Source organism: Dehalococcoidia bacterium (assembly GCA_035310145.1).
In the GTDB taxonomy this organism is placed as follows: Bacteria; Chloroflexota; Dehalococcoidia; order CAUJGQ01; family CAUJGQ01; genus CALFMN01.
The window spans coordinates 83,598-103,427 of the sequence record DATGEL010000078.1 but is presented as its reverse complement, the minus strand read 5'-3'; the positions used below and the strand labels follow the sequence as shown (position 1 = coordinate 103,427).

The window sequence follows — 19,830 nt, the reverse complement described above, 5'->3', positions numbered from 1 at the left end:
CGGAGGCGCGACGAGCCGCCTCGCTCGGCGCCTAACGCCGCTCGGCGGCGCGGCGCAACGCTTCCAGCGAGAGCAGGCGTACATCCTCGGTCAGCGTGGCCGGCCCGATGCCCGGCGCGGGCGAGACTGCAGCGTTGGCGTGCAACTCCGCGGCGCTGAGCCAGCGGATCGTGGGATCGCCGAAGGTCGCGGGCACGGGATCGAGCGGGCGGCAAAAGTAGATCAGGTCGATGTGCTCGTGCGCTGGTCCGCTGCCGGTGATCGCTTCCAGCAGGATGGTTACCGGCGCCGGGCGCTGGGGCGGCTCGGAGAAGGCGAAGGGGGGCGGACTGCCGGCGATCGTACAGCGCAGACCGCACTCTTCAAAGACTTCGCGCAGGCAGCACTCGGCCGGGTCTTCGTTGGCTTCGAGATGGCCGCCAAAGGGCAACCAGAGCCGCTCTTTGCGATGCCAGTGCAGCAGTACGCGCCCATCGTGCACCACGAAGCCCGTGGCGGTCAGATGGCGAACGCGTGGCTCCGGATCAGGCGCCATCGGTGGGTGCTGAAGGCGGCATAGGCTGACTAATCGTGGCGGTGCCGAATCGCTCGGCACTCTCCACACCGCCGGCGGCGATACGCTTCGTGCGAAGCGCCGGGAAGAGCAGGACTTCGCGGATCGTCGGCTCGTTCAGCAGAATCATCACCAGCCGGTCGATGCCGAGGCCGAGGCCGCCGGCGGGCGGCATGCCGTGCTCCAGCGCCGTCAAAAAGTCCTCGTCCATCAGCTCGGCCTCGTCGTCACCGCGCGTGCGGGCGGCGATCTGGGCGACGAAGCGCTCGCGCTGGTCGATCGGGTCGTTCAGCTCGCTGTAGGCGTTGCCGATCTCGAAGCCGCCGACGAAGGGCTCGAAGCGTTCCACCAGCCCCGGGTCGTCCGGCTTGCGCTTCGCCAGCGGCGAGAGCTCGACCGGATAGTCCAGCACAAATACGGGCTGCTGCAGGTGGGGTTGCACCAGCTCGGAGAAGACCTCGTCGATGAGTTTGCCCCAGCCCGCCTCCGGCGCCGCGTGCAGGCGGCGCTCCGCCATCCAGCGGCGCAGCGCCGCCTCGTCGCGATACGCCTCGAAGTCGAGACGGGCGAACTCGATCAGGGCGTTGCGCATAGTGATGCGCTGCCACGGGGGCGTCAGGTCGAGCGTGCTCTCGCCGTGGGGCACCACGGTCGTGCCCAGCACCTGCTGCGCGACGGTGGCCACCAGTTGCTCGACCATCTCGGCGACCTCTTGGTAGTCGGCGTAGGCCTGGTAGCTCTCCATCATCGTAAATTCGGGGTTGTGCAGCGCGTCCACGCCCTCGTTGCGGAAGATGCGGCCGATCTCGTACACCCGGTCCAGGCCGCCGACCAGCAGCCGCTTGAGATGCAGCTCCAGCGAGATGCGCAGGTAGCGCTGCTCGTCGAGCGCGTTGAAGAAGGTGGTGAACGGCCGCGCCGCCGCACCGCCGGCTTCACTCTGCAGCACCGGCGTCTCGACCTCGATGAAGCCGCGGCCGTCCATAAAGCGGCGGATGGCGGCGACGATCTGGCTGCGCCGCTGGAAGCGCCTGCGCACCTCGGCGCTCGACATCAGATCGAGATAGCGCTGGCGGTACTTCAACTCGACATCGCTGATGGCGTGCCACTTCTCCGGCGGCGGGCGCAGCGCCTTGGCGAGCACCGTCAGCGCCCGCGCTTCGATCGTGATCTCGCCCATGCGGGTGCGGAACAGCGGCCCCTGCACCTGCACGAAATCGCCGAACTCGAGCTGCTCCAGTACGGCCCAGCCGGTTTCGCCGAGCAGATCGCGCTTGAAATAGGCCTGGATCTCGCCGGTCGAGTCTTCAAGATGGGCGAAGATCGCCTTCTTGCCCATGATGCGCAGCGGCCGCAGCCGCCCGCAGACGCTGACGTCGCCTGAGGTCTGCTCTCCGCCGCCTTCGTTCCGCTCAAACTGTGCGAGCGCCTGCGCGGCCGTATGCGTGCCGTGGGCACGGATCGGGTACGGATCGGCGCCAAGGGCGCGCAGGCGCTCCGCCTTGGCACGGCGCTGCTCGAACAGTTCGTCTGTGCGCTCGTCCACGCTCGTTTGGCCCGGGAGAGAGATTGGTCGATGGCTAGAGGGTAACGGCGGCGGGACGTAGGATCAAAGATACGCCGCGCGCGGCGCGTGGTCGGGGGGCGTCGATGGGAGACGTGAGGGGCGGACAACACCAGGCGTGCGATTTGGGTAGATTCTGTTATAGCATGACAGACACACGAAGCGGCGGTGGCGAGCTGCAGGCGAGCGAGCGCCGGATCGCGCGGGCAAATGGCGTGGAGGAACGGCGATGACCCGGCGCGGCGCTGGTCCGCTGGGTTTGCGCGGCGGTGAGCGCGGGTCGGGAGCGTTCGGGTTCGGCGGCAACCTGCCGATCGTCGGCTTTGGGCTGGTGGCGCTGCTCCTGCTCGTCCTGGTGATCATCTTCCTCGCGAGCCGCTGCGGCGGCGCGTCGGCGCACCAGGTGGCGGACTGCACGGGCAAAGCGCCGGCGCCGCCGCAGGGCTACGCCTACGCCAGCGGCTACTGTGTGATGGGCTCCTCCTACGGCCAGTACGCCGGGCAAAACGTGTCGTTGCAGATCAAGCTGAGCGATCGCTCGACCACGCGCGGGCTAAGCATCTACTCCTACGACGGCGGCAAGTGGACGCGGCTTGCACCGGCCGAGGTGATCGCCGGCGGCACACAGGCTCAGAACACCACCGCCATGCATCTGCCGAAGTCGTTCGCGGTCTTGCGCCGCACGGGCGGCGATTTCCTGGTGCTTGGCGAACTGCCGCAGAACACCTTCGCCAGCCCCGACGCAGCGCAGTTCATCGCGGACGCGGCGCCGTTCACCTACACCCCCGCCGCCGATGGCTCGCTCAACGGCGGCCCGGTGAACGTGCCGCAGGGCGCGCCTTACGGCGTGATGCCGGCGATCACGGCCCAAAGCGGCGCCGCCTCGCAGAACGTCAACGGCATCCTCGCCGGCGCAGGTCTGCGCAGCACGCACATCGATCGCATCGTGGCCGAGGCGGCCCGCGGCAACTACGAAGGGATTGAGCTCGACTATTCCGCGGTGGACACGCCGCTGAAGGACAACTTCACCCAGTTCGTGCAGGCGCTGGCGGATAAGCTGCACGCCGCCAACCGCAAACTGGTGCTGCGCCTGCCGCTGCCACGCAAGGACGCCAACGGCTGGAACACGGGCGCCTACGACTGGGCCGCATTGGGCAGGTCGGCCGATCTGCTGATCATGGCCGTGGAGCGCGATCAGTCGATCTACCGCACCCGCGTCCCCGATGCCGTGAAGTATTTGACGGGCCTGGTCGACTCGCACCGGCTGCTGCTGGAGGTCTCGCCCCTCTCGGAGGAGCGCGCCGATTCCGGCAGCGTGCGCGCCCTGACCACGCTGGAGGCCCTCAGTCTCGCGGGCCAGATCACGGTGCGCGACCCGGACAAGCTCGTGACCGGCGGCCAGGCAACGCTGGCCGCGGAGAATATCAACCGCGAAGGCGGCAGCGGGCCGAACTGGACGCCGCAGGGTGTTGTTTCCTTTGAGTACAAGACGCAGGACGGCCAGCGCACCGTCTGGATCGAAAACAGCTTCAGCGTGGGCTACAAGCTCGAAATCGTCCAGGTCTATCACCTGGGCGGCGTGGCCGTGGACGACGCCTCTGCCAATCCGGCGGTCACCAATATCTGGCCGGCGGTGCAGCAGTACCAGGCAGCCGGAGCGCCGCTGCTTCAGCAACCCAATCCGCAGACGCTGCGTCCGAGCTGGCTGGCCGACGGAAAACCGATTGCGGACGCCGGCAACCGCGCGGTGATCACGTGGACGGCGCCCGACACGCCGGGATCACATACCATCTCCGTCATCGTCAGTGACGGCACCATGCGCGTCATCGACACCACCTCGGTCACCGTGCGCGCGGGCACGCCCGCCGGCCCCGGCGCGAGTCCCGCGGCCTCGCCTTCGGGCCGCTTCACGCCGACGCCGGCACGGGCGACGCCGACGCGCAGCAGCCGCTGAGCCGCTCGCATGCGCATCATCGCCGGTACGGCGCGCGGCCGAACGCTGGCGGGGCCGCGCAACCTCACCACCCGGCCGACCTCGGACAAAGTGCGTGGCGCAATCTTCTCCATGCTTGAAGCGCGCGGCGCCTCGTTTAGTCACGTGCTGGACCTCTATGCCGGCACCGGCGCCCTCGGGATTGAGGCGCTCAGCCGCGGCGCCGAGTTCGCGGAGTTCGTGGAACGCGAACGCGGCGCCTGCGCGGTGATCGCAGAGAACCTGCGCCGCTCCGGTCTGGAAGCCGCCGCCCGCGTGCACTGCGCGGCGCTGCCGGCTGCGTTGGGCCGCGTGAACGGTCCGTTCGGCCTGATCTTCTGCGACCCGCCATACGCCGATGCAAGCGTCGCAGAAACGCTGGAGCGGCTGCGCTCCGGCAGAGAACTCGATGCATCAAGCACTATCGTCTACGAGCACGGCCGCCGTACCATGCCTCCGGACGCGTGCGGCGGGCTGCCACGGCGGGTTACGCGGCGGCACGGCGACACCTCCGTGACCCTCTACTATTTGGACAAGCCCAATGACGACAATCCCGATGGCGATGCCACCGAAGGAGAGGACATTGACGATTGCGGTCTATCCGGGCCGGTTTGACCCCGTGACCAACGGCCATTTGGACATCGTGCGCCGCGCGCACAAGATCTTCGGTACCGTAATCGTTGCGGTGGTGCGCAGTCGCTCGACCGTGTTCAGCACCGAGGAGCGCATCGACCTGTTCCGCGAGGCGGTGAAAGATCTCCCCGGCGTGAGCGTCGCGGAGATCCCCGGCCTCACGGTGGACTTCGCCCGCGAACATGGCGCCAACGTGCTGGTGCGCGGCATCCGCGCGGTCACCGACTTTGAATACGAATTCGACATGGCGTTGATGAACAAGAAGATGGAGCCCGAGATCGAATCCGTGTATCTTATGACCAGCCTTGAGCACCTGTTTATCAGTGGGAGCCGTATCCGCGAGGTAACCAGTTTGGGGCGCGATCCTTCCGAGTTCGTCATGCCACATGTGGCAGCGGCGCTGAGGCGCAAATTCGGCGAGGGCTAGACGCCCACTTCCCCGCCGCTCTGCCGTCGCCACCGGGAGGTAGCAGCCGTCGATATCCTTCACTTGCTGGACCAGCTCGAGGAAGAGGTGGCCTCCGCGCGCAAGGTGCCGATGGGCGGCGGCGTACTGGTCGATCGCAAGCGCCTGCTGGAGTTGATCGATCAGTTGCGCGTGGCCATTCCCGCGAACATTCGCGAGGCGCGCGACGTCATGCAGCGGCGCGAGCAAACGCTTGCCGACGCCGAAAACGAGGCGCGCAACATCGTGGCCAGCGCCCAGGCCGAGCTGCATCGCCGCCTGAGCGACTCAGCGGTGACGCGCGAAGCGCAGAGCGAGGCCGAACGGATGCGGCGCGAGGCGCAGGCGCGTGCCGACGGCCTGCTGCAGGAAGCGCAGCTGACCGCCGCGCAGGACGTGCGTGCCGCGCGCGAGACGGCGCGCCAGCAGATGGCCGACGCCGACGAATACGCGCTGGCGGTGCTCTCTCGTCTGGATAAGCAGATGTCGGCCTTCCTCGCCAACGTGCGACAGGGCATCGATGCCCTGCAAAACGAGGGCGGCCGCTGAATCCGCCGGCAGGGCCGCCGCGGCCGCTCACTTCAGCTGGATGTTCACCAGGCGGCCCGGCACGGTGATTACGCGCACGATCTCGCGCCCGTCCGTGTAGACGCGCACGCGCTCGCTGGCCAGGGCCGCCTCGCGCAGCTCGGCCGCGCCGGCTCCGGCCGGCAATTCCACGCGGTCCCGCAGCTTACCGTTTACCTGCACCGCCACGGTGACGACCTGATCGGCAGCCAGTGCCGCGTCGAAGGCCGGCCACGCCTGCTGGTGGATCGAGTACGGCTTGCCGCGGCGCTGCCACAGCTCCTCCGCGATGTGCGGCGCGGAGGGCGCCAGCAGCAGCACCAGGGTTTCGACCGCCTCGGTCCATGCCGCGGCCTCGACGCCGCGATCGGCGGCCTGGCGTAGGCCGTTCACATACTCCATCAACCCGGCGATCATCGTGTTGAAGCGCATCGCCTCGATGTCGTCCCCGACACGTTTGATCGTCTTGTGCTGCAGGCGGCGCAGATCGCGCGTTGCAGCCTCGTCGCCGGCGCCCGACGGAGGGGGCTCCAGCGCCAGGCTCCAGACCGCGTTCAGCCAGCGGCTGATGCCGCGGATGCCGGTCATCTGGAAGGGGCCGCCCTCGCTCCAGGGGCCGATGAACATCAAGTAACAGCGCACGGTGTCGGCGCCGTAGCGGGCGACCTGCTCGTCCGGATTGGCCACGTTGCCGCGCGACTTGCTCATCTTGTGGCCGTCTCCACTCAGGATCATCCCCTGGTTGAACAGGTGTGTGAACGGCTCCTCGTCTTCCGTCAGGCCCAGGTCCTTCATCGCCTTGGTCCAGAAGCGGGAGTACAGCAGGTGCAGGATGGCGTGCTCAATGCCCCCCGTATACTGCTGCACCGGCAGCCACTGCTTCGCCGCGGCCTGGTCGAACGGTGCGCTGTCGTCGTGCGGGCTCAGGTAGCGATACCAGTACCAGGACGAATCGACGAAGGTATCCATCGTGTCGGTTTCGCGCTCGGCCGGCCCGCTGCAGACGGGGCAGGTGACCTTGCGGAATCCCTCGTGGTACTTCAGCGGCGATTCGCCCGTGGGGCGGAACTGGGCATCTTCCGGCAGCAGCACGGGCAGATCCGACTCGGGCACCGGGACCGTGCCATCCCTGGGACAGTAGATGATCGGGATCGGCGTGCCCCAGTAGCGCTGACGGCTAATCAGCCAGTCGCGCAGGCGGTAGGTCACGGCAGCGCGACCGATCGCTTCCTTCTCCGCAAAGGCGACGATCTGCCGCTTGGCCTCGTCTTCCTCCAGCCCATTGAACGGGCCGGAGTTAATCGTTCGCCCGCCGTGGGTCTCCGCCTGGGCGAACGGCGCGCCGTCCCAGTCCTCAGGTGCGTAGACGGGGCGAATCTCCAGCCCGAACGCCTTCGCGAAGTCGAAGTCGCGCTGGTCGTGCGCGGGCACCGCCATGATCGCGCCGGTGCCGTAGCCCAGCAGCACGTAGTCGGCGATGTAGACGGGGATGTGCTCGCCGTTGAACGGGTTCAGGCAGTAGCCGCCGGTAAAAACGCCCGTCTTCTCCTTGTCGGCCGCCGTGCGCTCGATCTCCGTTTCGCGGGCGGCACGCTCGACGTAGGCGTCGACTTCGGCGCGGCGCTCCGGCGTCGTCAGCCGCTCGACCAGGGGATGCTCGGGCGCCAGCACCATGAAGGTGGCGCCGAACACCGTGTCGGGCCGCGTGGTGAAGACCGTCAGCGGTTCCCTGGCGCCGTCGGACAGCAGGGCGCGGAAGACCAGCTCGGCGCCCTCGCTGCGGCCGATCCAGTTGCGCTGCATCGTCACGACCTTCTCGGGCCAGTCCAGTCCCTCGAAGTTCAGCAGCCGATCGGCGTAATCGGTGATCTTCAGGAACCACTGGTCCAGGTCGCGCTTCACCACGGGCGTGCCGCAACGCTCGCAGTGGCGGTCCTCGCCGACCACCTGCTCGCGCGCCAGCGTCGTGTTGCAGTTGGGGCACCAGTCGACGGCAGCCAGCTTGCGGTAGGCCAGGCCGTGTTTGAAGAACTGCAGGAAGAACCACTGGTTCCAGCGGTAGTACTCGGGCGTGCAGGTTACGACCTCACGCGACCAGTCGAACATCGCGCCCATCTGGCGAAACTGGCGCCGCATTCGCTCGATGTTCGCCATGGTGGAGACGTAGGGGTGCACGTTGTTCTTGATCGCGGCGTTCTCGGCGGGCAGACCGAAGGCGTCGAAGCCCATGGGGAACAGGACGTTGTTGCCGCGCATGCGCAGGTAGCGCGCCCGCGCGTCCGGCACTGCCTCCGCATACCAGTGGCCGATGTGCAGGTCGCCGGAGGGATACGGGTACATTGTCAGGAAGTAATACTTCGGACGCGGATCGTCGTCGCGGACGCGGTACAGCCCGTCGGCCTCCCAGCGCTCCTGCCACTTCGGCTCGATTGCGGCCGGCTCGTAGCGCTCAACGTGCGATGTTTGTGTTGCCATCGTTGTCTCCCCGCGTGCGCCGGTCCTCCCGCGCGCCTCGGTGCCTTGATGCCCTCATGCGCACACGCTGCCCATCGGGCAGCGTTGCAGCCGCACAAAAAGCCCTCCGTCCACTCAGGGACGGAGGGCACACAGGCCAAACTCCGCGGTACCACCCTGCTTGGCCGCGGCGCCCCGACCGTGCCGGGGACGTCTCGCTGCGGCCCGCCTTGGGGGCGCGATAACGGGCGCTGGCCGTCGACCGCTACTGAGCCGGCCCCGCGTTGTACGGCGTCGGGACCACTGGTTCGCGGCCGCCACTCCCGGGCGAGTTCGGTCTCACATGCCGCCTTGCACCAACCGGCGGCTCGCTGCCCAGCCATGGACGCGGAACGCCCTGCTGAGATCGAAGACCTACTGCTCCCGTTCGGCGTGTGTGCGTTTCGGTTCGGCTGTCCGCTCGCCGTTCAGCCGGTGGAGATGAGGGGATTCGAACCCCTTACCTCAACACTGCCAGTGTTGCGCTCTCCCAATTGAGCTACATCCCCAGAGTTCCATCAGTATAGCAGATGCCGCTCGCGACCGCAAGATAATGCAACGACGCTGCAACACTCGTCGCCGCTCGCGCCGCTCCGGGTCGGCGGGTTGGTGCTCTGCACCCGAACTGATTGAGCACTTCATCAGTTGCGATATGGTTGCGCAATAGATCATCTGTGCTTATTGCAGCGACCGTGCAAAATCGTGCCGTCGGGCCGACCTTCTCCCACACTGTGCGGAACTTGTACGGCCATGCGCCGCCTTTCGCTGGACAAGCTCCCATCGCGCTCCGTACCATGGCGCGGGCCGCCAGATGTAAGCGGCACTTTGTCTGCTTTGTCGGTTCGGCTAGCACTCTCGGAGAAACTGACACGACCCCGCGCTCTGGAGGAAGCCGCGGGACGCCCGAGAGGCACGGTAATGAAGGGGGTTTCATGCACCGACAGCTCGTGGCGGCGCTCGCCAGCGCCGTAACGGTGACGCTGATCTCGGCGAGCGGGACGCTCGCCGGCGGCGACACCGTGGTGCAGCTCGGCGGCTCGCCGCAGCGCGTCTCCGCACAGGTCAACGGCGGCGACTTATCGTTCGCGTCGATTGCAGCAGCGTCCCAAGTACCAGCCAAGACCATTCTCTCGCTCAGCACTGGCCCGGCCTTGCCGCCGGCCGACGCAGCCGACCGCGCGATCGCCGCGCCGCCGGCGCCGCCCGCTGGGCCCGAGAGCGCGCCCGCCGCCTCCGATGCACCGCAGGGGCCGGCGATACCGTTACCCGTACTGTCTGGTCCGGCTTCTCCCGACGCCGCGCCGGCGCCGGGCAGCCTGCCGGAGACGCCGGCGCCGGTCGCCGGTCCGGTGATCCAGACCGGGCTCGCGACCTGGTACGGTCCCGGCTTCAACGGCAGCATCACCTACTGCGGCGAGATCTATGACCAGTGGGCACTGACCGCAGCCAGCAATACGCTGCCCTGCGGCACGGTCATCATCGTGACGAACAGAGATACGGGGCAGGCCGTGCATCTGCGCATCACCGATCGCGGCGGCTTCGGCGGCAGCGTGATCCTCGACCTCTCGCGCGCCGCCTTCCTAAGCATCGCGCCCGCGTCGGCGGGCGTCATTCCAGTTTCCGTCGCGCTGCCGGTGCCCTGAGTCGTCTCGAACCCGCGTGGCGCTACGCCGTCGCCAGCGGCTCGGCAGCGACCTGCGGCCGTGGCAGCAGTGCCCACGGCCCCAGCGTGAGCAGCGAGGCGGCGCCGATGAACAGCGCCGTGGTCAGGAAGGCGGCCGTCAGGCCCGCGGCCTGTGCGATGGCGCCGAGGCCGGGCTCCAGCACCGCCAGAACCAGGCTGCCCAACAGTTGACCGAGGGAGAGCACGGTCGCGCGCTGCGCGGCCCGCGTATGGCGGTTGATGTAGTCGCTAATCGTGGGGTCGACGCCAGCCGATGCCACCGCGAACAGCGGAAAGGCGACGAAGGCGATCAGATTGTCCCAGAGGCCGAGCAGCAGGAAGCAGGCGCAGAAAAGCCATGGCGCCGCCAGCAGGAAGCGGCGTTCGCGGACACGCCGCACAAGGCGGTAGGCCAGCAGGGCCGCGGCAATCGTGCCCACGCGCGCCGGGATCTGCCAGGCGCCGACCTGGGCGACGGATACGCCGTGCCGCACGAGAAACGGCTGCACAAAGATGATCGGCGCCAGCTCTGAAACCCTCAGCGCCGACGAGAACAGTAGCATCCAGCGCAGGTGCGGCTCGTGCCAGGCTTCTGCGGCGCCGCGGCGCATCGCCTCCCAGACGCCCGGGCGATCTTCGCTGGGGTGGTGGGGCGGCTCGTGCAGGCGCAGGGCCACCGCGACGGTCAACAGTGAGATGCCCGCCGTGGCGAGGATCGGTACGTCCAGGCGGGTGGCCGCGGCCAGCGGAGCACCCACCGCGAGCGACACGATCGCCGCCGCGGCCGTGCAGGCAAAGGCGCGGCCGGCGAGGCGCGGGTAGTCCTCCTGGCGGCCGTGGCTGGCGAGGTGGTCGTACAGCAGCGCCAGGTCAGCGCCTTGCCCGAACGCCATGCCGATCGCCCAGAGCACGTACGAAGCGAGAATGAGCGGATACGATGAGGCGAGGCCGAAGACGAGGTAGGCGATCGCCAGCACCAGACCGCCGACGACGAGCGCGGTTCGCCGCCCGTAGCGGTCGGCGAACGCCCCGGTCGGCACCTGCGCGATTAGAGAGATCAGCCAGAAGGGCGCGTCGAGGGCCGTGATCTGCGAGAGGGACAACCCGCGCTCGCGCTGCAGGTAGAGCACCCAGATCGGCAGCCAGAGCAGCAGGTTTGAGAGGAAGCGGTAGACATAAAACCGCCGGAGGTTCGCCCGTAAATCGATACCGGCCGGCGGCGTTTCCGCCGCCGACCGGTTGCCGAACCCCGCGCCTGGATTCATCATCGCAACCTGTTGAAGCTCGAGAGCGCGTTAGCAACCTCGGAAAGGTCGGTCGCCGGCAGGCGGAAGGCGAAGACGCTGGGCGCCAGCACATTCTCCTTGGTGACGAGCACCGAGAGCACCAAACAGAATACAATGAAACCGATGAAGGTGGACACAATTACATGGCCAGGTTGGGCGTCCACGGACACCTGGATGCCAATATCCATGAGAAGGAAAAATAGGCCAAACACTGCCACACCGACGCCAAGATTTACGCCCGGTATGAACATGAGCAGCCCGAGAATGAGCGGCAACGTGGCAAAACTGCAGGCTCGGAACATGCGCTGAATGTCGGCGGTATAGTGAAAAACGTTCACCAGGAGGACATACGCCACGCCGATCCACACCGCCCAAAGCACGAAGGCAAAGATCGAACCCAGCAAAACCGATTGCCAAAAGATCTTGCCGGCATCGCCGTAGCCCTGCGCCAGCCACCAGAACCAGCCGCCGAACCCGGCCAGCAGGATGGCGATGGCCGCGATGATCAGGGCGGGGATCGTCGCATTGGTGTCGTCGCGCATCTCCTCGAAAACGCTGGTGTCGAGCTTCAACAGGAACCGCTGCAGCCGGTCGACGATGACCTGCGTGTCCATGCGCTCCGCGCCTCCTCGGCGGCCCGCGGCGCGGCCGATCCGCTGTTATGGTATCTACGTGATCGGAGCGCCAGCCGATTCGCCGCATTCTAGCACGCCGGCACAAACAGGGCCGCGCAGATGGGCAGACGGACGGGTGATTCTGAGAAAGTCCCGCGCAGCTCAACGTAACGGCTGGCTCTGGGGCAGGCCGGCGCGGCGCGGCAGCGCTGCCGGTGTGGGCCGAAGCTTGGCCACGACGATCACGCGCAGCGGGCTCTCCACGCCGACGCCGGGCAGCGGTAGGGTGCGCGCCGCGCCGCCACCACAACGAGCAATCGCCGCCCCGGCCGCCGCCAGCTCGTGCCTCAGGCGCGAACCCTTCACGGTGGCGAGCCGGCCGCCGATGCGCGAGAACGGCAGGGTCAGCTCGGCCAGCGCCGGCAGCGGCGCTACGGCGCGGGCGAGCACCAGGTCGAAGCACTCCCGCAGCCGCGACTCGTGGGCCGCGTCTTCCGCCCGCGCCGCGACGACGGCCGCATTTGGCAGCGCCAGCTCGTGCAGCACGTGCTCAAGAAAGCGGGCCTTCTTCTTCGTCGCCTCCAGCAGGGTGAGGCGCAGCCGCGGCCAGACGATCGTGAGCGGCACGCCGGGAAAGCCCGCGCCCGCGCCCACGTCGACGACCCGTTCCCGGCCCTGAAGCAGGCCCGCGTCGCGCAGTGCCGCGCCGAAGGCCAGCGACTCGACGAAGTGCCGGCGCTGGATGCCGGCCGTGTCGCGCACGCTGGTCAGATTCATGCGGGCGCCGTGCTCGACGAGCAGCGCGAGGTAGCGGCGGAAGCGATCCAACGCCGCGTCGTCGAGCGCGAGACCGACTGCTTCGGCGCCGGCCGCGAGCAGCGCGAGGTCGCCGGGCGGGTCCGCGCGTTGACACCCCATCGAGCCGCTCCATAGTATGATCGGCGTGACGCCGCCGCCGGTGGGGCGTCATTCGTCGTTTTCGGCCGATCCCGGCGCGGCCGGCGCATCCCTCGGCCAGGAGGCTCAGGTGGCAAGCAAGAAATCCACCGCCAACACGTCGCTCGTGGACGCGGCCGCCCAGTACATCGCAACACTCGGCCAGGACGCCGCGCAAGACGCGCAGCCGGCCGTGCACCGTTTCGTGCAGTGGTTCGGCGGCGCCCGTCCGGTGGGCGCGCTGAAGGGCAGCGACGTGGAGCGGTTCGTCGAGGAGTCCGCGGGTCGCGGGGGCAGCCAGGGTCGCAGCGTCGAGGCGGTGCGGCCGTTTCTTGCGCATCTCAAGAAGGCCGGGCTCACCCCCACCAATCTGAGCACGGCGATCAAGCTGCGCCGCACGGAAAGCGAGAACGGCAGCGGCCTCTCCAGCGACGCCGTGCAGATGACGCGTTCCGGCTTCGAGGCGCTGCAGCGGGAGCTTGCCCAGCTCAAGGACAGCCGTACGGAGATCGCGCTGGAGCTTGAGCAGGCGATGGCGGATAAGGACTTCCGCGAGAACGCGCCGCTCGACGCCGCGCGGGAGAAGCAGGCGCACGTCGAGGCGCGCATCCGCCGCATCGAGGAACAACTGCGCCACGCCGCGATCGTCGAGGGCGCCTCCACCGGCGCCGCCCGCGTCGGCAGCCACGTGCTCGTACTCAACCTCGGCACCAATCAGGCGACCAAGTATCAGCTTGTCAGCCCGAGCGAGGTCGATCCGAAGCTGGGCAAGATCTCGATCCTTTCGCCGGTGGGCAAGGCGCTGGTCGATCGCATCAAGGGTGAAGAGGTGTCGGTGAACGTGCCGGCGGGCACGCTGAAGCTGCGCGTCGAATCCGTGGAGGGCTAGTGAACCCGGCGCCGTGACCGCCTTCACGCGCGGCAACGGGGCGCCGCGCTACGCTCTCTCTGCAATGCCGAGCGGTGCACCGCGCGATGAAGCGTTAGCAAGGATTTAATCGGTCGTTAACCCTCTCTGCTGCCGTGGCGCCCATGCTTGCGGTGGACTCCCAGCGTGATGGGACGTCCAGACGTCTCCTCAGGGGCCGGTCCGCTGGCGGGGTGGTGCAGCGGGGAGAGCGGACCGGCCCCTGTTATCGTCGCAACCGGCGAACGCTCGAACCGTCGAGCCGGCCGATGCGTGATAGCGGACGAGGGGGCGAGCGGCGTGGACGGCCCCATTACCGACGTTCCTCCACATCCTGCAGCCGTGGCCAGCGGAACGGTGGAGCGGCCGCGCATCAGCCGGCGGCGCCTGCTCTGGCTCGGAACCGGGGCGGCCGTGCTTGTGGGCGGCGCCTGCAGGGTGCTCACCAATCTCGGCGGCTTCCGCATCAACGAGGTTGAGACGCAGACGCCGGTCTTCAACCCCGCGACGTTCCAGCTTACTGTTGACGGGGCCGTGCAGCAGCCGCTCACGCTGAGCTGGGAGCAACTGCTGGCCCTCCCCGCCGTCTCGCAGGTCAGCGACTTTCACTGCGTCGAGGGCTGGGGTGTAAAGGACGTGCGCTGGCAGGGCGTGCGGCTGCAAACCCTGGCGGACCTGGTGAAGCCGGTCAACCCCTCCTTCATCACCTTCCACTCACTGGGCGGCGTCTACCGAGACAGTCTCAGCATCGACCAGGCGCTGCTGCCCGATACGCTGCTCGCCTATCACATGTACGAGCAGCCGTTGACGCCTCCGCACGGCCGGCCGCTGCGCCTGATCGTGCCGCAGATGTACGGCTACAAGGGCCCGAAGTGGCTGACGCGCGTCGAGTTTACCGGCCAGCGCGTGGTGGGTTACTGGGAGCAGCGGGGCTGGCAGATCGATGGCTGGCGCAGTTGACGGCACGGAGGGCACGATCCGGCGCTTCTCCGCCGCCTCCCGGGTCGCGCACTGGGCGCTGGCGATCCCGTTCCTGATGCTGCTCGCCAGCGGGCTGCTGCTGTTCCTGCCGTCGGTTAAGGCAGTGCACGTCGGCGGCTACCGGCTGGTGCCGCTGATCCATATTCTGTCGGGCGTGCTGTTCGCACTGGCGGCGCCGGTCGTGTGGCTTGCGGCGCCGGGCCGACGCTGGCTTCGCGCCGATCTGCGGCGCCTGCTGCGGGTTGAAGCCCTCGATCGTGCCTGGCTGCGCTACGCCGGCTATGCGCTGCTGGGTGCAAAACTCGCGGCGCCGCCGGTGGGCAAATTCAATGCCGGGCAGAAACTGAACACCGCGGCGATGCTCCTGCTCTCGTTCGGCCTTTGCCTGAGCGGGGCCGTGCTCGGCGTCAACTTCTTCACCAAGGCGGTCTTCGCCTCGGCCTTCGTGGAGCGCGTCTTTCCCCTGCACGACCTCTTCATGCTGCTCGCGCTGCCGCTCGTCGCCGGCCATGTCTACCTGGCGACGATCAATCCCGGCACGCGGCCCTCCCTGCGCGGCATGTTCGATGGGCGCGTGCGGCGCGACTGGGCGCTGGCGCATCACCGAGAGTGGGTGCGCGAGCTGCCGGCGCCCGGCGATGGGCAGCAGGCGAGCGGCACCGGTTCGAGTGCTGAATCGTGAGTCGGTGACCGGCTCTCCGCCGTCCTGGACGCTCGGGCGTGGGAATGCGGACCGGTTTTGCAGCCAGCCGAGGGCGGGTTACGCTGTCGCGCCTGCCGCGCAGCCTGTACGATAGATCCATGAGAACTCTGCGCGTGGCGCTCGCCCAGATCAACGCAACCGTGGGCGACATCGAGGGCAACGCCGCGGCGATCGTGGCGCAAATCGCGCGGGCGCGCGACGCCGGCGCCGACGTCGTCTGCCTGCCCGAGCTGGCGCTGACCGGCTATCCGCCGGAAGATCTGCTGCTTCGGCGGCAGTTCGTCGAAGATAACCTCAGGGCGCTCCACGACCTGCTGCCGCACACGCAGGGCATCACGGCCGTCGTCGGCTTCGTCGACCTGGCGAACGATATTTACAACGCGGCGGCGATCCTCAGCGATGGCCGGCACGTGGATAGCTACCACAAGCAGTTCCTGCCCAACTACGGTGTCTTCGACGAGGATCGCTACTTCCAGCGCGGCCGCCGCGCCCCGGTCTACGAGATCGCCGGCGCGAAGGTGGGCGTCAACATCTGCGAAGACATCTGGTATCCGGGCGGCCCGACGCAGGAGCAGGCGCTGGCCGGCGCCGAGGTGATCCTCAACATCAACGCCTCACCCTTCCATGCCGGCAAGCGCAGCTTTCGTGAGAAGATGCTCGGCACCCGCGCCGCCGACAACACCGTCGCCGTCTGCTTCGTCAACATGGTCGGCGGGCAGGATGAACTGGTGTTCGACGGCGGCAGCATGATCTTCGATCCGGCCGGCGACCTGGTCGCGGCCGCGCCGAGCTTCGCCGAGGATCTGCTGCTCTGCGACATCGACGTGGACGCCGTGGTGCAGGCGCGGCTGCACGACTCGCGCCGGCGCAAGGAGCAGTTCGACTTCGAGGGCGAAACCGCCGGCCGCAAGTCAATCTTCGTCAGCGGCGTCTCGCCGCGGCACGAGCGCCGCACGCCGCTGCCGGCGCCGAATCGCATCGAACCGCTCGGCCGCGCCGCCGAGGTTTACCAGGCGTTGGTGACCGGCACGCGCGACTATATGCGCAAGAACGGCTTCCGCGACGTGTTCATCGCCCTCTCCGGCGGCGTCGACTCGTCGATCACCGCCGTCGTGGCCGTCGATGCGCTGAGGGCCGAGCACGTTACCGGCGTCTCGATGCCATCGCGCTACTCTTCGGACCACAGCCGCAGCGACGCCGCGGAGCTGGCGCAAAACCTCGGCATCCGCTGCCTGACGCTCCCGATCGAAGCGGCGTTCTCGGCGTCGTTGAAGACGCTGGAGCCGATCGCCGGCGAACTGGCGCCGGGACTGGCGGAGGAGAATCTGCAGGCGCGCATCCGCGGCAACTACCTGATGTTTCTCACGAACAAGTTCAACGCGCTGGCGTTGACCACGGGGAACAAGAGCGAAATGGCCACGGGTTACAGCACGCTCTACGGTGACATGGCCGGCGGCTTCGCCGTGATCAAGGACGTGCCGAAGACGCTGCTGTACGAAGTCTGCCGTTACCGTAATACGCTCGGCGAGCGGCCGGTGATTCCCGAAAACGTGCTGGTGAAAGAACCCTCGGCAGAGCTGCGGCCAGACCAGAAGGACAGCGACAGCCTGCCGCCGTACGAAGTGCTCGATCCGATCCTCGAGGCCTATGTCGAGGACGACCGCACCGTCGATGAGATCGTGGCGCTGGGCTTCGACGAGGCGCTGGTGCAGCGCGTGATCACGCTGGTGAACCGCAGCGAGCACAAGCGCCGCCAGGCGCCGCCCGGCGTCAAGATCACGCCGCGCGCCTTCGGCCGCGATCGCCGCCTGCCGATCGCCAACCGTTACCGCGGTTATTGAGGGCCGCCCGCGCACTACGGCCCGCGGCTCACGCTCAGGCTGACGGCGCCGCCCTTGCTCAGCGCCGTGCCGGCGGGCGGGTCCTGACCGATGACCGTACCAAACGGCTCTTGCGAGCTGGTCATGGTCACGCTGACCGTCAGGCCCGCGGCGTGCAGGTCGCTCGTGGCCCGGTCCAGCCGCTCGTGCTGGACCGATGGCACCGCGGCCGTGCCGCCGGCGCTCGTACGGCTAGAGAGCACGACGGCGAGGGAAACAATCAGCGCCACCAGCAATGCCAGCAGGATCGCGAGCAGCAACCAGAACGCGCCCGAGCGTGGCCGCGGCGCCGCGGTCAGATCTTCGCGGCGCCAAACCTGCGTAGGCTCGCGCGGCGGCGCGAGGGACGGGCCATCGACGGAGAAGCGTTCAGGGCCGGCGGTCCCCGCCTCGCGCAGCGCGGCCGCCAGCTCGCCGGCGCTGCGGCAGCGGCCGGCTCGATCCCGTGCAAGGCAACGCATCACGGTCGCCGTCAGCGCCGGGGGCAGGTTCGGGTTCAACTCGCGGAGCGGGCGCGGCTCGGACACAAGCCGCCGCGTCGCCAGCGCCGCCAGGTTCGGCGCTTCGAAGGGCAGGCGGCCGCTGAGCAGCTCGTAGAGGACCGTGCCAAGGGAGTAGATGTCGGCGCGCCCGTCCAGGGGCACGCCTTCGAGCTGCTCCGGCGCGACATACCCCGCCGTACCGCTCACGGACGAGGTCAGCGCAGCCGTGGCCGCGAGCGACTGTGAGATGCCGAAGTCGACCAGCTTGGTGTGACCGCGGGCGTCGATCAGCACGTTCTGCGGTTTCACGTCACAGTGAATCACGCCGCGGTCGTGGCCGTACTGCAGGGCATCGGCCACCTCGGCGGCGAGGGCCGCGGCGCGGGCGGGCGGCAGCGGCGCCTGCGTGTCGATCACCTGCTTCAGGCTGCCGCCCGGCACATACTCCATCACGATGTAGGGCCAGCCCTGGTAGATGCCGGCGTCGTACACGCCGACGATGCCGCTGTGCGTCAGCGACGCCGCGGCCCGCGCCTCGCGCAGGAAGGCGGCACGCTCGGCATCGTTGCCGCCGATGCGCGTGTTCAGCACCTTGATCGCCACGTCGCGGTCGAGCAGGCGATCGATGCCGTGGTACACGCTGGACATGCCGCCATAGCCGACGGGCTCCTGCACGTCGTAGCGGTCGGACAAGCGCATGCCGGGCCCAATGCGGTCGGGCCGCTGCCGGTCGAACGCCGTGCCTGAGGGCTGACTCATCCCCCGGTTGGTCCCCCTCTGCCCTGCTCCCGGTGATCGGCCGTGTGGCTGGTACACTCGGTGGCGGAGCGGCGGCCTCTTTTGAGCGGGCCGCGCACACGCCATAGGTATGGTACTGCGAAGCCGCGCGAACGAACTCTTCCTGCTGTTGCTGGTCTGTGGCTTCCTCGCCCTGGCGTGCGTTTCCTTGCAGCAGTCGATGCCGGCGGCGCGGACACGCTCGGCGCCGCTGGCGGCCGGCTTCTGCCTGCTCTTTCTCGCCGCCCACTTCGCGCTCTGCCGCCTCAGTCCGGAATGCGATCAGGTGCTGCTGCCGGTCGTCGCCCTGCTGGCCGGCGTCGGACTGGTATTCGCCGTGCGGCTCAACCCGGCGTCGGCTTCGCTGGCAGCGAAGCAGCTCGTCTGGCTGGCGCTGGGCCTGCTGCTAATGCTCGCTACCGTGCGCGCGATGGAGCAGTACGCCGTGCTGCGCCGCTACCAGTATCTTGCGGCCTTCGGCGGCCTGGCGCTGATGGCGGTGACGGCGCTGATCGGCAAGGAGGTGAACGGGTCGCGGCTCTGGCTCGGCTTCGGAGGCTTTTACTTCCAGGTCACGGAGGCGATGAAGCTGCTGCTCGTGATCTTCCTCGCGGGCTACCTGGCGGATCGGCGCTACGTGCTGGCGGCGGTGAGCACGCGCTGGCGCGCGTTTCGCGTCCCCACGCTTCCCTACCTTGTGCCCCTCGTCGTCATCTGGGGCTTCACGCTGGCGCTGATGGCATGGCAGCACGACCTCGGCGCGATGTTGTTGCTGCTGTGCGTGACGCTGCTGCTGCTCTACGTAGCCTCGGGGCGGCGCGCGTTCGTGGTAGCCGGCCTGGTGATCGTGCTCCTCAATCTTTGGCTGGCGTACCACGCCTTCGGCTACGTGCACACGCGCGTCGATCTCTGGCTGCACCCGCTGACGCACGTGCACGACAGCGGCTACCAGCTCGCGCAGTCGATCTACGCCTTCGCCAACGGCGGCGTGCTCGGCACCGGACTGGGTCGCGGCCAGCCGCTCGACATCCCCGTCGTGCAGACCGATTTCATCTTCGCCGCGATCGGCGAAGAACTGGGCAGCGCCGGGGCGCTGGCGATCATCGCGCTGTACCTCGTGCTCGCCTTCCGCGGGCTGCGGATCGGCACACGCCAGCCGGCGGACTTCGGCATGCTGTTGGCCGTCGGCGCCACGGCCATCCTCGCGATCCAGGCGATGGTGATCGCCGCGGGCGACCTCGCCCTGATCCCGATCACGGGGATCACGCTGCCGTTCGTAAGCTACGGCGGCTCCTCGATTGTCGTGAACTTTGTACTGCTGGGCATGCTGCTGCGACTTTCCACGTCGCGGCCGCTCGAACGCGCGTGAGGCAG

17 protein-coding genes and 1 tRNA gene are annotated in these 19,830 nt (G+C 68.3%); 10 read left to right on the top strand and 8 right to left on the bottom strand.

Annotated features, from left to right (window positions below; genetic code table 11):
* Window positions 1-31 precede the first annotated feature (31 nt).
* Both VKV26_14990 and lysS read right to left on the bottom strand, forming a co-directional pair.
* On the bottom strand, window positions 32-535 hold the full coding sequence (locus VKV26_14990; protein HLZ71205.1) for an NUDIX domain-containing protein: 504 nt from the start codon (window positions 533-535) through the stop codon (window positions 32-34).
* Entirely contained in the window at window positions 525-2,099 is a 1,575-nt protein-coding gene (lysS, locus tag VKV26_14985; protein ID HLZ71204.1) for a lysine--tRNA ligase, read from the bottom strand. Before lysS ends, VKV26_14990 begins: the two co-directional genes overlap by 11 nt.
* Window positions 2,100-2,346: 247 nt before the next feature.
* On the opposite strand from lysS, the gene VKV26_14980 reads away from it, so the two are divergent.
* From VKV26_14980 to VKV26_14965, 4 genes are all read left to right on the top strand, one after another.
* Window positions 2,347-4,071 (top strand): hypothetical protein, encoded by a 1,725-nt coding sequence (locus VKV26_14980; protein ID HLZ71203.1) that lies wholly within the window; start codon window positions 2,347-2,349, stop codon window positions 4,069-4,071.
* 9 nt (window positions 4,072-4,080) lie between these two features.
* On the top strand, window positions 4,081-4,704 hold the full coding sequence (gene rsmD, locus VKV26_14975) for a 16S rRNA (guanine(966)-N(2))-methyltransferase RsmD (protein ID HLZ71202.1): 624 nt from the start codon (window positions 4,081-4,083) through the stop codon (window positions 4,702-4,704).
* Entirely contained in the window at window positions 4,673-5,149 is a 477-nt protein-coding gene (coaD, locus tag VKV26_14970) for a pantetheine-phosphate adenylyltransferase (GenBank protein ID HLZ71201.1), read from the top strand. Before rsmD ends, coaD begins: the two co-directional genes overlap by 32 nt.
* 63 nt (window positions 5,150-5,212) lie before the next feature.
* On the top strand, window positions 5,213-5,716 hold the full coding sequence (locus tag VKV26_14965) for a hypothetical protein (protein ID HLZ71200.1): 504 nt from the start codon (window positions 5,213-5,215) through the stop codon (window positions 5,714-5,716).
* A gap of 27 nt (window positions 5,717-5,743) precedes the next feature.
* On the opposite strand, the gene leuS is transcribed toward VKV26_14965, so the two are convergent.
* Both leuS and VKV26_14955 read right to left on the bottom strand, forming a co-directional pair.
* On the bottom strand, window positions 5,744-8,209 hold the full coding sequence (gene leuS / locus VKV26_14960; protein ID HLZ71199.1) for a leucine--tRNA ligase: 2,466 nt from the start codon (window positions 8,207-8,209) through the stop codon (window positions 5,744-5,746).
* 454 nt (window positions 8,210-8,663) lie between these two features.
* Window positions 8,664-8,736: transfer RNA gene (locus VKV26_14955), tRNA-Ala, on the bottom strand.
* Window positions 8,737-9,159: 423 nt separating this feature from the next.
* Here VKV26_14955 and VKV26_14950 point away from each other — a divergent pair.
* Entirely contained in the window at window positions 9,160-9,870 is a 711-nt protein-coding gene (locus VKV26_14950; protein HLZ71198.1) for a septal ring lytic transglycosylase RlpA family protein, read from the top strand.
* Window positions 9,871-9,892: 22 nt separating this feature from the next.
* Here the strand turns inward: VKV26_14950 and VKV26_14945 are convergent, their stop codons facing one another.
* The 3 genes from VKV26_14945 to rsmG all read right to left on the bottom strand — a co-directional run bounded on the left by VKV26_14945 (window position 9,893) and on the right by rsmG (window position 12,708).
* Complete coding sequence (locus tag VKV26_14945; GenBank protein HLZ71197.1) at window positions 9,893-11,155, bottom strand: MFS transporter; 1,263 nt, start codon at window positions 11,153-11,155, stop codon at window positions 9,893-9,895.
* Window positions 11,155-11,790, bottom strand: a complete 636-nt coding sequence (locus tag VKV26_14940) for a YIP1 family protein (protein HLZ71196.1) — start codon at window positions 11,788-11,790, stop codon at window positions 11,155-11,157. Before VKV26_14940 ends, VKV26_14945 begins: the two co-directional genes overlap by 1 nt.
* Window positions 11,791-11,952: 162 nt before the next feature.
* Entirely contained in the window at window positions 11,953-12,708 is a 756-nt protein-coding gene (gene rsmG, locus VKV26_14935; GenBank protein HLZ71195.1) for a 16S rRNA (guanine(527)-N(7))-methyltransferase RsmG, read from the bottom strand.
* 109 nt (window positions 12,709-12,817) lie between these two features.
* On the opposite strand from rsmG, the gene greA reads away from it, so the two are divergent.
* The 4 genes from greA (at window position 12,818) to VKV26_14915 (ending at window position 17,158) form a co-directional block, all read left to right on the top strand.
* Complete coding sequence (gene greA, locus VKV26_14930; GenBank protein ID HLZ71194.1) at window positions 12,818-13,615, top strand: transcription elongation factor GreA; 798 nt, start codon at window positions 12,818-12,820, stop codon at window positions 13,613-13,615.
* Window positions 13,616-13,933: 318 nt separating this feature from the next.
* A complete protein-coding gene (locus VKV26_14925; protein HLZ71193.1) occupies window positions 13,934-14,593 on the top strand; it encodes a molybdopterin-dependent oxidoreductase in 660 nt (219 codons plus the stop codon).
* The gene (locus VKV26_14920; GenBank protein ID HLZ71192.1) at window positions 14,577-15,296 is read left to right on the top strand and encodes a cytochrome b/b6 domain-containing protein; all 720 of its coding nucleotides are present in this window, start codon (window positions 14,577-14,579) and stop codon (window positions 15,294-15,296) included. Before VKV26_14925 ends, VKV26_14920 begins: the two co-directional genes overlap by 17 nt.
* Window positions 15,297-15,415: 119 nt before the next feature.
* Window positions 15,416-17,158 (top strand): NAD+ synthase, encoded by a 1,743-nt coding sequence (locus VKV26_14915; protein HLZ71191.1) that lies wholly within the window; start codon window positions 15,416-15,418, stop codon window positions 17,156-17,158.
* 14 nt (window positions 17,159-17,172) lie between these two features.
* On the opposite strand, the gene VKV26_14910 is transcribed toward VKV26_14915, so the two are convergent.
* Window positions 17,173-18,438, bottom strand: coding sequence for a protein kinase (locus tag VKV26_14910; GenBank protein HLZ71190.1), 1,266 nt, complete (start codon window positions 18,436-18,438; stop codon window positions 17,173-17,175).
* 109 nt (window positions 18,439-18,547) lie between these two features.
* Here VKV26_14910 and VKV26_14905 point away from each other — a divergent pair, with 109 nt between their 5' ends.
* Window positions 18,548-19,825, top strand: a complete 1,278-nt coding sequence (locus VKV26_14905) for an FtsW/RodA/SpoVE family cell cycle protein (GenBank protein HLZ71189.1) — start codon at window positions 18,548-18,550, stop codon at window positions 19,823-19,825.
* Window positions 19,826-19,830: the final 5 nt, after the last annotated feature.

Excerpts from the sequence above, each read along its gene's own strand:
- VKV26_14990 (HLZ71205.1), bottom strand. The coding sequence starts at position 535 with ATGGCGCCTGATCCGGAGCCACGCGTTCGCCATCTGACCGCCACGGGC.
- VKV26_14980 (HLZ71203.1), top strand. The coding sequence starts at position 2,347 with ATGACCCGGCGCGGCGCTGGTCCGCTGGGTTTGCGCGGCGGTGAGCGC.
- rsmD (HLZ71202.1), top strand. The coding sequence starts at position 4,081 with ATGCGCATCATCGCCGGTACGGCGCGCGGCCGAACGCTGGCGGGGCCG.
- leuS (HLZ71199.1), bottom strand. The coding sequence starts at position 8,209 with ATGGCAACACAAACATCGCACGTTGAGCGCTACGAGCCGGCCGCAATC.
- VKV26_14950 (HLZ71198.1), top strand. The coding sequence starts at position 9,160 with ATGCACCGACAGCTCGTGGCGGCGCTCGCCAGCGCCGTAACGGTGACG.
- VKV26_14945 (HLZ71197.1), bottom strand. The coding sequence starts at position 11,155 with ATGAATCCAGGCGCGGGGTTCGGCAACCGGTCGGCGGCGGAAACGCCG.
- VKV26_14940 (HLZ71196.1), bottom strand. The coding sequence starts at position 11,790 with ATGGACACGCAGGTCATCGTCGACCGGCTGCAGCGGTTCCTGTTGAAG.
- rsmG (HLZ71195.1), bottom strand. The coding sequence starts at position 12,708 with ATGGGGTGTCAACGCGCGGACCCGCCCGGCGACCTCGCGCTGCTCGCG.
- VKV26_14920 (HLZ71192.1), top strand. The coding sequence starts at position 14,577 with ATGGCTGGCGCAGTTGACGGCACGGAGGGCACGATCCGGCGCTTCTCC.
- VKV26_14915 (HLZ71191.1), top strand. The coding sequence starts at position 15,416 with ATGAGAACTCTGCGCGTGGCGCTCGCCCAGATCAACGCAACCGTGGGC.
- VKV26_14910 (HLZ71190.1), bottom strand. The coding sequence starts at position 18,438 with ATGAGTCAGCCCTCAGGCACGGCGTTCGACCGGCAGCGGCCCGACCGC.
- VKV26_14905 (HLZ71189.1), top strand. The coding sequence starts at position 18,548 with ATGGTACTGCGAAGCCGCGCGAACGAACTCTTCCTGCTGTTGCTGGTC.